The 13,582-nt window shown below is 67.6% G+C and carries 9 protein-coding genes; 5 read left to right on the top strand and 4 right to left on the bottom strand.

Annotated elements, in window-relative coordinates:
* Position 1: 1 nt before the first annotated feature.
* Both J7396_RS16795 and ecfK read right to left on the bottom strand, forming a co-directional pair.
* Positions 2-2,521 carry a serine/threonine-protein kinase gene (locus tag J7396_RS16795; protein ID WP_122272158.1) on the bottom strand — a complete coding sequence of 840 codons (2,520 nt, stop codon included), beginning with the start codon at positions 2,519-2,521 and terminating at the stop codon, positions 2-4.
* The gene (ecfK, locus tag J7396_RS16790) at positions 2,500-3,039 is read right to left on the bottom strand and encodes an ECF-type sigma factor EcfK (RefSeq protein ID WP_017156342.1); all 540 of its coding nucleotides are present in this window, start codon (positions 3,037-3,039) and stop codon (positions 2,500-2,502) included. The genes J7396_RS16795 and ecfK overlap by 22 nt, the downstream gene beginning before the upstream one ends.
* Before the next feature lie 350 nt (positions 3,040-3,389).
* Here ecfK and J7396_RS16785 point away from each other — a divergent pair, with 350 nt between their 5' ends.
* The 5 genes from J7396_RS16785 (at position 3,390) to J7396_RS16765 (ending at position 11,118) form a co-directional block, all read left to right on the top strand.
* On the top strand, positions 3,390-3,917 hold the full coding sequence (locus J7396_RS16785) for an RNA polymerase sigma factor (protein ID WP_011349002.1): 528 nt from the start codon (positions 3,390-3,392) through the stop codon (positions 3,915-3,917).
* On the top strand, positions 3,908-4,984 hold the full coding sequence (locus J7396_RS16780; protein WP_209261767.1) for a FecR domain-containing protein: 1,077 nt from the start codon (positions 3,908-3,910) through the stop codon (positions 4,982-4,984). Before J7396_RS16785 ends, J7396_RS16780 begins: the two co-directional genes overlap by 10 nt.
* Before the next feature lie 461 nt (positions 4,985-5,445).
* On the top strand, positions 5,446-8,337 hold the full coding sequence (locus J7396_RS16775; RefSeq protein ID WP_209261766.1) for a TonB-dependent receptor: 2,892 nt from the start codon (positions 5,446-5,448) through the stop codon (positions 8,335-8,337).
* A 103-nt stretch (positions 8,338-8,440) separates the two neighbouring features.
* On the top strand, positions 8,441-9,742 hold the full coding sequence (locus J7396_RS16770) for a histidine-type phosphatase (RefSeq protein WP_209261765.1): 1,302 nt from the start codon (positions 8,441-8,443) through the stop codon (positions 9,740-9,742).
* A gap of 71 nt (positions 9,743-9,813) precedes the next feature.
* Positions 9,814-11,118 (top strand): jacalin-like lectin, encoded by a 1,305-nt coding sequence (locus tag J7396_RS16765; RefSeq protein ID WP_031424827.1) that lies wholly within the window; start codon positions 9,814-9,816, stop codon positions 11,116-11,118.
* 617 nt (positions 11,119-11,735) lie between these two features.
* On the opposite strand, the gene J7396_RS16760 is transcribed toward J7396_RS16765, so the two are convergent.
* Positions 11,736-12,470 carry a hypothetical protein gene (locus J7396_RS16760; RefSeq protein WP_184421355.1) on the bottom strand — a complete coding sequence of 245 codons (735 nt, stop codon included), beginning with the start codon at positions 12,468-12,470 and terminating at the stop codon, positions 11,736-11,738.
* A 60-nt stretch (positions 12,471-12,530) separates the two neighbouring features.
* Positions 12,531-13,190, bottom strand: coding sequence for a type II CAAX endopeptidase family protein (locus J7396_RS16755; protein ID WP_031424830.1), 660 nt, complete (start codon positions 13,188-13,190; stop codon positions 12,531-12,533).
* Positions 13,191-13,582 lie beyond the last annotated feature (392 nt).

The raw sequence follows: 13,582 nt of genomic DNA, 5'->3' as shown, positions 1-13,582 counted from the left end.
CTCAGCGCTGCGCCACCGAGGTGGTGGTCTGTGCCTCGCTGGTATCCACCGGCGGCGTCGCCAACGCCAGGGTCTGGCGTGCCGCGCGCAGGGGCTGGTCTGCATTGCCGAAAATGCCGGTAAGAATCTGCAAGGCCTGCTGCGCGTGGTCGCGCGCCGCCACGGTCTGGCCCAGCCTGCGCTCGGCTTCGGACATGCCGCGCAGGATCTCGGCCGTTTGCGGATGCGCGCGCCCCAGCACACGCTCCGAGGCAGCAAGCGCGGCGCGCTGTTCGGCCAGCGATGCTTCCACCTGGCCGTCGTCCAGCAGCCAGAACGCATGGTTGCTGCGATAGGCGATGGTGGCCGGTGCATCGTTGCCGAAGGCCGCGCGTGCGCGCTCCAGCGTCCTGCGGTAGTACGGCCCGGCTTCGGCCAGCTTGCCCTGCTGGCGCAACGCGCCGGCCAGGTTGCCTTCGACCATCAAGGTGTCGGCGGCACTCTCGCCATACAACGCGCGTGCGACCTGCAGCAGCGGGACGAGTTCGGCTTCGGCACCGGCAAAGTCGCGCTGCATCAGCAGGAACACTGCCAGGCTGTTGCGCATCGACACCACCAATGGATGCTCGGGCCCGTGCATGGCCATGCGCTCGCGCAACAGGCTGCGCTGCAAGGCGATCGCCGGTACCAGCTGGCCGTTATCGGCCAGCATGGCGGCGTAGCTGTTGCCGGCGTCGATACGCTGGTCCGCGCTGCTGGAGGCATTGGCCAGCGCGGCGACATAGGCATGCCGGCTCTCTGCCAACGCATCGCGCATGCGGCCCTGTTCGCGCAGGGCCCACGCCAACCAGGCACGCAGCTCGTTGCCCATGGCCTGCTGTTGCGCATCGCCGCGTGCTGCCTGCGCAATGCCCTGGCGCAAGACGCGCTCGGCGTCGCCTGGTTTGCCGTCGCCAGTGAGCGCCTGGCCCAGCATGGACGTGGCCTTCAAGGCCGGCAGGCTGCCCGCACCGGCAGTCTGCTGCGCCAGGGTCTGTGCGATGCGCAGATGCTCCACGGCCTGCGCAAAATTGGCCAGCGCAATGAGCGTGCGGCCCAGCGTCAGTTCCACCTGGGTGCGCGCATCGGGCTGGTCGGCCAGTTCGCGCGCCGCACGCTGCGAGGCCTGCTGCAGCACGCGCAGCATCAGGGTCTTGTCCAGGTCGCGCGCCACGCCAGGGTCCACGCTGGACAACACCGAACTCATGAAATCGCCGGTGACCTGCGCACGTTGCGCATCGCGCGCGGCCTGCTGCAGCGACCACAGCGTGGCCCCCAGCCCGGCGACCACGGCAATCGCAGCGAGGCCGGCGGCGGCGACGCCGCTGCGATGACGCTGGGTGAACTTGCGCAGCCGCAGCCAGCGGCTCGCCTGCAGGGCGCGCGGCGGGTAGCCGTCCAGCCAGCGATGCAGATCGTCCAGCAATGCAGACACCGATGCGTAGCGCGCACCTGGTTGCGGTTCCAGCGCGCGCAGCACGATCGCATCCAGCCCGTCGCGCAGGTGCTCGTGTAGTTTCTGGTAGGTGGTCGCGCGCGCCGCGCAGATGCGTGCACGCGCATCGGCCGGCACTGTTGCCAGCCGCTGCGACGGCGGCTGCGGCACCCCGTCGCGCCCGGCCACCGGCGCCAGCCCGCAACTCAATTCGTAGAACATCGCTCCCAAGGCATAGATATCGCTGCGTGCATCCACATCCGGCGCGCCGCGTGCCTGCTCCGGGCTCATGTAGCCCGGCGTGCCGCGATCGTGCGCGTAGGTCATCCCCGGGTTGGTCGCATCGATGGCGATGCCGAAGTCGATCACCCCTGGCATCGGCCGCCCGTCGATCTCGCTGACCAGTACGTTGCTGGGTTTGAGGTCGCGATGGATCACGCCCTTCTGATGCGCGTGCTGGACCGCCTCGCTGACACGCAGCATCAGCAACACGCGCGCATGCAGCGACAGGCGGTGTTGGTCGCACCACCAGGTGATCGGCTCGCCGCGCAGGTATTCCATCACCAGGTACGGCTGGCCGTGGGCATCGGTGCCCACGTCGTGGATCTGCGCGATCGCCGGGTGCACCATCTGCGCCAGCAGCCGGCACTCGAATTCGAACAGTGCACGGCCCTGCGCATCCAGCGCATCGGCGGCCACCAGCTTGATCGCCACCTCGCGCTCGTACGCGCCATCGGCACGGTGGCCCAGATACACCTGGCCCATGCCGCCGGCGCCGATCAGGCGATCGATCGCCCAGGCACCGAAGCGCGTGCCGGCCGGCAGTTCCGGTAACGGCGCACGCAATGCGGCGGCGGCCTGTTTCAACGGCGCCCGCACGCGCAAGGTGGCCTGCGATTCCACTGCCAGCATCGCCAGCAATTGGTCGCGCACGCTGGCGTCGTCGCCGGCCTGCGCGCGCGCAAATGCCTCGCGCTCGGCGGCAGGCAACTGGCAGGCCTGATGAAACAAGGCTTCCAGACGTTGCCACGCGGTGGCGGCCAGGTTCACAGCTGCGCCGCCAGCCACACCCTGGCAAAGCGCAGATCGCGCTCCAGCGTCGGCACCGACACCTCCAGCTGTTCGGCGGCCTCGGCCACGCTGAAGCCCACCAGCTCGGTCAATGCGAATGCACGGGCCTTGCGCTCGTCCACCTGGGCCAGCTTGTCGAAGGCATCGGCCACCAGCATCAATGCCTCCGGCCGTGCGGCGCCGTCGGACAGGCTGATGGTCAGCGTCACCGCCTGCCCCAACCGCTTGGCGCTGGCCTGCTGACGCGCCAGATCCACCAACAGGTGGCGCATCTGCAGCGCAGCCACCGAATAGAAGTGCGCCCGCGAACGAAAACCCTGCTGGCCCTGTTCCAGCCGCATCCACGCCTCGTGCACCAGCTCGGTCGCCTGCAAGCCAGCGCGCCCGTCGCGACGCAGCTCGCGCATGGCGGTGGCGCGCAGCACGTCATAGACCTGACGCGCCAAGGCGTCGCCCGCGCCGGGTTCGTCGCGCTGCCAGGCCTGCAACAACTCAGTGATCGGCAGCTCGGACATCCAAGCCCATCTCGCCTGCGTGGACACGCAGTATCCCGCATTGGCACCGACGCGGAACACGCCGCCGGTAATCATTCAGACCCCCGATCACCGTGCCCCGACAGCGCGGAGCAGCCCAGGCAGGTAGCGAGGGTGCGCCGGCAGCCGGGTCCGCCTCAGGTACGCCCAGCCTGTCGCCGGCAGGGCGCGGCCCCAGGACGCGGCGGTCTCGGGTCGCGGCGGCTGCATGGGCAAGCACGGGCCTGGCGCCGGTCGTGCGCGCCCGCCGCCACGTCATCGGCAGCCAACGCGTCACCGCCACGTCATACGACGCCGCTAGCCTGCGCCCCTGCAATCGGCCGGAGGTCGGGGTGTCGGCACATCCAAAGCGCGCCTGGGCACGTCTGTTCACCGAGCATGGCCCGGTGCTGCGTGGCTTCTTCGTGCGCCGCGGGGCGAACGAGGACGCCGAAGACCTGGTCCAGGAAACCTATCTGCGCCTGCTGCGTGCGCATCAGCAGCCGGGCCAGGCCATCGCCAACCCGGAAGCGTATCTGTACACGGTGGCGGTCAATCTGGCGCGCGAGCAGGCGGTGCGGCGCAAGCAGGCGCCGCTGCGTATCGAGGACATGGAACGGTTCGCGCAACGGCTGGTGGCCGGTGACGATGTCGAAGACAGCGCCCAGCGGCAACAGCGCCAGCAACGCCTGCAGACCGTGCTGGCGGGACTGCCCGAACGCGTGCGCGCGGTGCTGGTGATGCAGTACCGCGATGGCCTGAGCTACAAGCAGATCGCCGAACGCCTGGGTGTGTCTTCGCACATGGTCAAGAAATACGTGGTGCGTGGCCTGTCGGCCTGTCGACAGGCCTTGGCCGACGAGGGAGCGCAATGGTGGTGAGCGTCGCGTCGCTGGCGGCGCGCCGCCTGACCGAGGAAGCGGCGCACTGGCATGCGCTGCAACGCATGCAGCCGCTGGATGCAGACCAGCAGGCGCGTTTCATGGATTGGCTGACCGCCTCGCCGGCGCATGTGCGCGAATACCTGGCAGTGACGCAGGTGGCCGGTGCGCTCGGTGAGGCGTCGGATGCGATGGCGCTGGATGTCGACACGCTGCTGCAGGCCGACCGCCAACACGACACCGGGACGGCGCGCAACGTGATCGCACTGCCGTTGCCGCCACGGCGCACCGTCGCTGCGAGGGGAACCGCTCGCCCGCAGTCGGCGGCACGCCGGCCGCACTGGCATGTCGGTCTGGCCGCCATGCTCGGTCTGCTGACGGTGCTCGGCAGCTGGGCCTGGCCGCGCACCTCGACCTATGCGACGGCGCATGGCGAACAACGCCGCGTGCAACTGGCCGACCGCAGCGTGGTGTTCCTCAATGCGGACACGCGCATCCAGGCCACCATGACGCCGTGGTCGCGCCGCCTGCAGTTGCTGCAGGGCCAGGCCAGCTTCGCTGTCGCAGCGGACCGGCGCCCGCTGCAGGTCCGGGCGCTGGACCTGCGCGTGGAAGACATCGGCACCGCGTTCGACATTGCGCTGCATGGGCAGCAGGCACGCATCGACGTGTCTGCCGGTCGCGTGCATGTCTGGCGCGCCGACCGCCCGGCGCAGCCGATGCTGGCCAATCTTGGCGCAGGACAAAGCGCGCGCATCGACGAGGCCGGCCAGGTCGCATTGAGCAATGAAGATGTCGCCACCATGCATGCATGGCAGCAGCAGCGCATCGTGTTTCGCGACGAGCCGTTGCGCAACGTGGCCGAAGACTTCAATCGCCTCAATCGCATCCAGCTGCGTATCGACGACGAACGCGCCGGCGCGATGCGCCTGACCGGCAATCTGCGTAGCGACGACCTCGCCGGCCTGCGTGCATTTCTCGCACGGCAGCCCGGCCTGCGGCTCGAACAACACGCCGATGCGCTGCACATCGTCGGCCGTGCACCACCGGCGACCACCGTCCGGTAGCGCACGCGGCCGACGCGACCGACACGCTGGCGCTGACGTGCGCGCAGAAATCGCACGGCAGGCACCACGGCATTGCCCGGCGTGTGCTTGCCATTGGCCGGCACGCCGCGGTGTCGCACGGCCATGCCTGTTTGCATCGGGTATTGGCACCGACGCATCTGCGCAGCGAATGGCTGGCATCCGGATCGGCGTATTCGATCTAGGCGCACGCGTTACGCCGCATGGTGCCGCGTAACGCAACGATCGATGCGATCGGCGATCGGAGGGGCAACGTGCTTTTTCCCGCGCACCACCGGTCTGCGCGCAGCCACGGCACGCGCACGCCATCGCCCTTGCACGTGTCACAGAAAATTCATCGAAAAACGGTGCCCGACTCGGCTCGTCGCACCTCGTAGAGGGGGTAGTCGCCGCAGCGATCCGCGTGGATCGGCGCGACGCCCCTCTCCCTCTGCCTGGAAGTGATGATGCGCTGCTGCCTGTTCCTGTCCGTTGCCCTCGCCCTGCATGCCGGCGCTGCCGGCGCCCAGACGCCACCCGTCGCAGTCGACGCCATTCCCGCACAACCGCTGGCGCGCGCGCTCAATACGCTGTCGCGCCAGACCGGCCTGCAGTTCGTCTATGCGGCCAGCGTTGGCGCCGAGCAACAGAGTCGCGGCACCAGCGCCGGCGCCGCGCCAGAGCAGGCCTTGCAGCAACTGCTGCAAGGCACCGGATTGCGCTATCGCTACCTGACGCCGACCACGGTGACCATCGAGCCGGCCGAGACGGTGAGCGATGCGCCCGCGGCAACGCCGCCTGCCGCAGCCACCACCGCCACCCCGGCCGCCGCCGGCGCACCGGTGCGCGAACTGGACAGCATCCAGGTGCTGGGCAGCTATGCCAGCAGTCTCAGTGCCGCGCTGCGCGAGAAGCGCTATGCCGACAGCGTGGTGGACGTGATCGCCGCCGAAGACATCGGCAAGCTGCCGGCGCAGAACGTGGCCGAAGCCCTGCAGCGCGTGCCAGGCGTGTCGATCGTGCGCGACCGCGGCGAAGGCGTGTACGTGCGCGTGCGCGGCCTGGGCCCCAACTTCCAGGTGACCACGCTCAACGGCCAGACCATGGCGGTCAACGAGAACGTGCGCACTTCCGGCCAGACCGGCCGCCAGTTTCGCTACGACACCTTGCCGGCGGAACTGGTCTCCGGCCTGGACGTGATCAAGAGCCCCACCGCCGATCTGGACGAAGGCGCCATCGGCGGCATCGTCAATGTGCGCACCTTCCGCCCGCTGGAATTGGGCAAGACCTTGCTCAACACCTCGCTGGAATCCAGCCAGGCGCAACGCACGCATGCCAACGACCCGCGCGTGTCCGGCCTGTTCAACTGGGTCAATGCCGAGGGCACCTTCGGCATGCTGGTGTCCGGTGCGTATGCCCAGCGCAGCCTGCGCCAGGACCGCGTCAACGAAGTGAGCTGGGATTACTACCCCAACGGCGTGCCGGGTGCGCCGGGTGCGTCCTACCTGCCCACCGGCCTGCGCCCGACGCTGGAACTGGAACAGCGCGAGCGCACCGGCGTGGCCGCCTCGCTGCAATGGCGCCCCAGCGCCGCCTGGGAAACCAATCTGGACCTGCTGTATGCCAAGCAGACGGTGCATTACGACGAATACAGCCTGGGCGTGGGCTTCGACGGTGTGTCCAAGATGAGCAACCTGCAGGTGGACCACGGCGGCGTGACCGGCTTCGACTATCGCAATGGCCAGGTGCAGGTGTCGCGCGAAACCTCCGGCATCACCGACGACAACCGCAGCGCACGCCTGTCCAGCACCTGGAATGGCGATCTGTGGACACTCGGTGCGGTGGCCTTCCATTCGCAGGCACACAGCTACGACTCCGACCCGATTCGCCGCACGCGCCTGCGCAGCGGGACCAACCTGTCGATGCGGGTGGAGATGCCGCAGGCCGACGACGACAACGTGCCCAACTGGAGCTTCACCAATGGCTTCGATCCGACCAATCCGGCCAGCGTCAGCGGACGACGGCTGGAATGGCGCGAGATCGATGCGCGCGACAAGGAAGACGCACTGCAGCTGGACGCCAAGCGCACGCTCGGCGATGGCTGGCTGCGCGACATCAAGTTCGGCGCCAAGTACCGCGAGCGCTCGCGCACCTACGACCGTGCCGACCTGCTGCTCAACCGCATCGCCGGCGTACGTTTTCCGGGCAGCTATTTCACCGCGCTGCCCGTGAGCGACATGCTGGTCGACGGCAAGGGCCAGCTGCCGCGGCAGTGGCTGGCGCCGATCGAGGCGCCGTTCTGGGGCGACTGGCCCACCGCCACCGACCTCAGCGGCACGCCCAATAGTGCCGACCTGCAGAATTCCTACGAGGTGCGCGAGAAGATCGGCTCGGCATATGCGATGACCGACTTCGGCGGCGCGCTGGCCGGGCGCGATCTGCGCGGCAACCTGGGCGTGCGCTTGGTGCGCACCGAGCAGACCACCGATGGCCATGCCGATCTCGACGGCGCCGCCCAGCCAGTGCATTTCGAGCGCAGCTATACCAACGCGTTGCCCTCGTTCAACGCCGCCTGGGACGTGCGCGAGGACATGGTGCTGCGGACCTCCGCGGCCAAGGTGATCACCCGCCCGGATCTCACCGACCTCTCGTCCAAGCTGACCTTCAACTCCAGTGGCGAAGTGCTGACCGCCAGCGGCGGCAACCCGGCGCTACGGCCGTTCGAGGCCTGGCAGTACGACCTGACCTTCGAGTGGTACATCGACGGCACCTCGGCGCTGACTGGCGGTGTGTTCTACAAGGACATCTCCAGCTTCATCCAGACCCAGCTGTCCTACCTGGACTACCAGGGCCAGACCTATCTGCTCTCGTCCAAGACCAACGGCAGCCAGGCCAGCGTCAAGGGCGTGGAGCTGGCCTACCAGCAGGTGTTCACCGGCCTGCCGGCGCCGCTGGACGGCCTGGGCATGCAGCTCAACTACACCTTCACCGACAGCCAGGCGACCTACCGCGACGGCACGCGCCGCTTCACCGACAGCCTGGAAGGCGTGGCCAGGAACACCTACAACGCCGTGCTGTTCTACGAGAAGGGCCCGCTGATGGCGCGCGCCAGCTACAGCTGGAGCGACAACATCGTCAACGCGGTGGGCACGGCCAATGTCGCCACGCTCAACAGCGATGCCTTCGGCAGCCTGGACGCGAACGTGGCCTGGAAGGTCAACGACACCCTGTCGGTGTTCGTCAACGCCATCAATCTCACCGGTCAGGTGCAGCGGCAATACGTCGGCGATCACCTGTTCGGCGGCTACACCGACTACGGCCGGACCTGGTCGCTGGGTCTGCGCGCGCGGTTCTAAGCGCGCCTGCATGCGCGGCTGACGGTCGTCGCCCTCGCGCGCGGCCGTCACTGTGCTGCGCCGTTCTTTTCGCCCCACCGTTTCATTCGCACTGGATTTGCCGATGCTTCTGCGTTTTTGCCGCCGCGCCACCGCCCTGCTCGGACTCGCGCTCGTACCGCTCTGCCCTGCACACGCCACCGATGCGGCGCCCGACACGCTGGAAAAGGTGGTGATCCTCAAACGCCATGGCGTGCGTGCGGCGATGTCCAGCCCCGAACAGCTGGGCCGCTATTCGCTGCATCCATGGCCGCATTTTGCCGTGCCGGCCGGTCACCTCACCGCCAACGGTGCGCATCTGGAGCGCCTGTTCGGCGACTACTACCACGCCCGCTACACCGCGCTTGGTCTGTTGATCGGCGACGGCTGCAGCCAGGCTTATTACTGGGCAAACCGCACCCAACGCACCATTGCCTCGGCGCAAGCGCTGGCCAGCACGTTGACGCCCGGCTGCGCCAACCCCGTCCATCACGTGCCGACCGGCACTTCCGATGTGCTGTTCGATGGCACCGCTGCGCTGCGTCAGCCCGAAGCGCGTGCGCGCATGCAGGCCGCCATCGCCGGCCGCATCGGCGGCGACGCCCACGCCTGGAACGCCGCACAGGCCGATGCGATCGACACGCTCGAACTTCTGCTGCTGCAATGCGCGCAACGTCCCTGCCCGCCGCAGGCTGCGCCCGGCAAGCTGCGGCTGACCACGGTGCCGGCCGGGCTGGATGATGCCGGCCCGTCGATTCCCGGTATCGATGGCCCGGCTGCCGCCGCTTCAGGCATCACCGAAAGCCTGCTGATGGGCTGGGCCGATGGACAGGACTTCGCTGCGCTGGGCTGGCAAGGCCTGGACGAAACCACGCTGTTGCGCGTGTTCGCCCCGCACCAGGCCGAATTCGCCCTGCGTCTGCGCACGCCCACCGTCGCCCGCCTGGCCAGCACGCCACTAGCCGCACGCCTGCTGGCAACCCTGCAGCAAGGTAGCGATGCACACGCCGCGGCCGACGCCATCGGCGGCGATGCGCGTCTGGTGGTGGTGTCCGGCCACGACGGCACCCTGACCCTGCTGGCCGGCATGTTCGATCTGCATTGGCAGTTGCCCGGTTACCAACCGGACCAGACCGTGCCCGGTGGCGCGCTGGTGTTCGAGCGCTGGCGGCGTGCCGACGGTGAGCGCGTCATCCGCCTGCGCTACACCGCGCAGAGCCTGACGCAGCTGCGCGAACGCGTGCCATTGACGCTGCAGGCACCGCCGCCGAGCGCGGCCATCTTCATTCCCGGCTGCAGCACTGCTACGCCGGCGTACGACTGCCCATTGCCGCAGTTCGCCCGCATCGTCCAGGCCGCACTCGACCCGCTCGCCATGGACCACTGATCCCCTCCACGCGGCGCGCTGGGCCCAACGCGTCGCGTCCATCCGCTGTTACCCAACCGCACGAGGTCATCATGCTTCAGCATCTGCGTTCTCTGCTCAGCGTCGGAATCGGTGTGACCCTGGCCTGCGCCGGTGTCGCCCACGCCCAATCCAGCGTCGGCGTCCTCGACGTGCTCACCTACAACGTCGCTGGCCTGCCGGAGGGCATCTCCAGCAGCAACCCCGCCACCAATACGCCGCTGCTGGCACCGAAACTGGCGCCGTATGCGCTGGTCCACGTGCAGGAAGACTTCAACTACCACGCGGCGCTCTACGCCGGCGACAACCATCCCTACCGCACGCCCACCAGTGGCGGCGCCGCCATCGGCGATGGCCTCAACACGCTGAGCAACTATCCCTTCAACGACTTCACCCGGGTCACATGGGACAAGTGCAACGGCACCGACTGCCTCACGCCGAAGGGCTTCAGCTACATGCAGCTGCGGCTGGACAACGGCGTGCTGCTGGACGTCTATAACGCCCATCCAAATGCCGGTACCGAAACTGCCGACCTGGCCGCCCGCCGCGCCAACATCAGCCAGTTGTCGCAATTCATCGGCACCTGGTCGGCCGGCAACGCGGTGTTGGTGATGATGGACTCCAACACCCGCTACACCCGCAGCGAAGACAACATCCGCGAACTGATCGCCAGCAACAACCTGATCGATCCGTGGGTGGAACTGATCAAGGGCACCGCCCCGGCCGCCGGCGCCGCACCGCTGCTGTGCGGCACGCCGCCGACCAACACCTGTGAGGTGGTGGACAAGATCCTGTACCGCGCCGCGCCGCAGCTGACCCTGGCCGCCAATCGCTACCAGCTCGACCCAGGCAACTTCTACGACAGCGCCGGCAAGCCGCTGTCGGATCACTATCCGCTGTACACGCAGTTCGGCTGGGCGGTGGGCACCGACGTGCGCACCAGCGACAGCTTCGGCGGACCGCATGGCGTACCGTTCAACGACGTGGCCGGCGGCGCGCACCAGCGCCAGCTGCGCAGTGTCACCCTGCGCGGTGCCGAACGCCTGGATGCAGTGGCCGCCAGCCTGGACAACGGCGCCACGCTCGCCCACGGCGGCAGCGGCGGCACCGCCACCACCCTGGCCCTGCGCAGCGGCGAAACGCTGACCGCGGCCACCGTCACGCTCGGCCAGTACAACGGCCGCACCCGGCTGTTCTCGCTCAGCCTGACCACCAACCAGGGCCGCAGCATCGCCGCCGGCACCCCGACCAGCGAGCGCTACACCCTCACTGCTCCCACCGGCTGGCATATCGCCGGCTTCACCGGCCGCGCCGGCGATGCCATCGACAAGCTGGGTGTGATCTACCGGAAGGATTGAGCGAACGGTTCTACCACTGCAACGGAGCGGCGTCGGTCTGGCGCCGCTTTTCTTGTCTGCGGCAATCATGACGAGGCTTCGGCCAGCATCCTCGCAGCGCGCGATGGCGTACTTCTGCAACGTTCCGCAATTGCCTAGCACCCAAAGTCCCGTACTCCATGCGTGCACGGGCTTTCAACTTCGTGCAGTTCCGGCGCCACATCCAAGATCAAACAGCACCGCAGATGCCGGCGCTTTCGGGACAGATCCGCGCTGACGCTCGGCAGTAGTTGCGCGGCAAGGTAACGGGTTTCAGCCGGTTGCGAAGATCGAGAATGGTGGTTCTGTCTGCAGCGGGCTCCAGGTCATCTCGCTAGGCAAGACGCTCTAGTGCGATCAGCCGCAGCATTGCGGCGATGGACGATCGGGAACGGCATGACTGCGTATTGGCAAGAATCCAACGATGAACTCGATTGTCCATCCTTCGCGGGCTGAAGTGGCGATACTGATGTGAGTACCAGCGCGCGCGGCTGCAAGCGCCCACTTTCTTGCGCATCACCTTGATCAACCACGAGCGACGCTCCGTGCGACGCCGCGCGCAAGGGTTTCCCTGCGCGCAGCATGGCAGGCCATCGCGCTCAACGCTTTGCCGCCTCGCAGAGCTTGCGATTGAACCAGGTGGACCTGGCAATGGGGAGGTACGCATCCCAGTCGCTTGGCGGTAGCATCGTGCTGTCCTTGTCCATCTCCGCCTGGAACGAGGCCTCGTCGCGGCTGCGACCGGCCATGGTCTGATCAAGCGCCTTCAGGCACTCCTGCGGACGGTTCAGGCGCAGCAGGGTGAGCGCGCGGTCGTTGGCGAAGCGGTCGCGATCGAGCCAGTTGAAAAACTCGCCGCACTCGCCCGCGAACGCCTGCATGCCGGCGAGTGCTTCGGCATAGCGCTTGCCGCGATAGTCGCGCAGGTACGCCTCACGTCGTCGGCTGCTGGCCGCGGAGGTGCAGCCGGCAGGCAACTTCAGATAGTCGCCTTCGAAGCTGGCGCGCATGCCGCAGTAGTCGCGGCAGCTGTCTTGCGTCAGTGCGGCGATGCTGAAGCCACCGGCCACCGGCTTGAACGCGAGCTTGCAAGGCGTGTCGCTGGCATCGCGCACTTCCGCCTTGTCGCCTTGCAGCGTGCCCTCCAGCGAACAGGTGTGGCCGTTGGCGCCCACGGCGAGAATCTCGAAGTGGCGCGCCCCACCCTTGTCGCTGACCTGCAGGCTGCCCCAACCTTGCTTGGTGCCGTATTCGCCGGGCGTCGGGCCAGCCGCCACCGCGCCGAACGCCACCAGCCACACCAGCATCCCGCTCCATCCATATCGCCGTGCCATTGCTTAGTCCTGTGTTCGGTTAAGCGGCAAGTGTGCGGCATCGCGGCTACGCCAGGCCACTCAGGTGTAGGCCATCAAGCCCAGCAAATCCAGCGCGCCATGCGCCAGGATCGCCGGCCACAGCCGCCCGCGTCGGGCCACCCACCAGCCCAGGATCAGCCCGAACATCAAGATATTGATGGCACCAATCGGACCCTGATACAGGTGATACGAGGCGCGGACCGCCACGCTGACATTCACCGCAACTGCAGGGCCATAGCGCGGCTCCAGCGCGCGGATCACGTAACCGCACACCAATACTTCCTCGAAGATCGGATTGATCAGCGAGATCGCCAGCACAGCCGCGATCGATAGCCGCCCGGCGACCATCGCATCGAATGGATTCGTGTTGCTCCCCGAGCTCCAGTTCAACAGCGTCAGTGGATAGGTGAGCAACAGACACACCGCCAGCAAGCCGAGTCCCGCCGCCAAGTCGCGTAGTTGCCACTGCAGCCCGACCGACTGCGGCCTCCATCCGCGGAACCACAGCACTGGCAGCAAGATCGCCAGAACGAGCAGTTCGTAGACCACCATGCCCCACAGGCTAGCGTCGGAGAAGACCGGCTCTATGGCATCGCGCGCCACCGCCGAAAGGCTGGACCAGATCAGCAGACCGAAGGCGATCGTTACCACAATCAGCAACTCGCACCATTTGGAAAAAGCCCCTTCACGTCCTTGCATCGATCTTCCTTGTCGTGCCTTGATTGCAGATGCGCGACTTGAACACCCTTGCTAGCGACAGGCCTGCACGACCGCTCGCTCAAGAGCATGCATGAAATCCGGATCGCCACGCATCGTAGTATCGGCGCGGGCGCTGTCGCGCACATGGGTGGCGCGCATACACGCCTCCGGGCTCGGCTGGCGCTCGTAGCTGATCAGGCGTAAGCCCAGGTTTGACTCCTGGCCCGTGGCAGACGCCGTGTTCGGGCCAGCCTGCGTCGCCGCAACCGTTGCGGTCGGAGCCGGCCCGGCTTGCTTGTTCCAACGCTTCTGCTCGGCGCCGTCGGCGCACGGCGTGGACTGGTAAACGGTCCCCAGCTTTGCATCGCTGCGTAAGCTCCCCCGTCAAGCAG

It is taken from the genome of Xanthomonas sp. A1809, assembly GCF_017746015.1.
Classification (GTDB): Bacteria; Pseudomonadota; Gammaproteobacteria; order Xanthomonadales; family Xanthomonadaceae; genus Xanthomonas; species Xanthomonas euvesicatoria.
The sequence above is the reverse complement of the archived record's forward strand: the minus strand, read 5'-3'. Positions and strand labels throughout refer to the sequence as shown.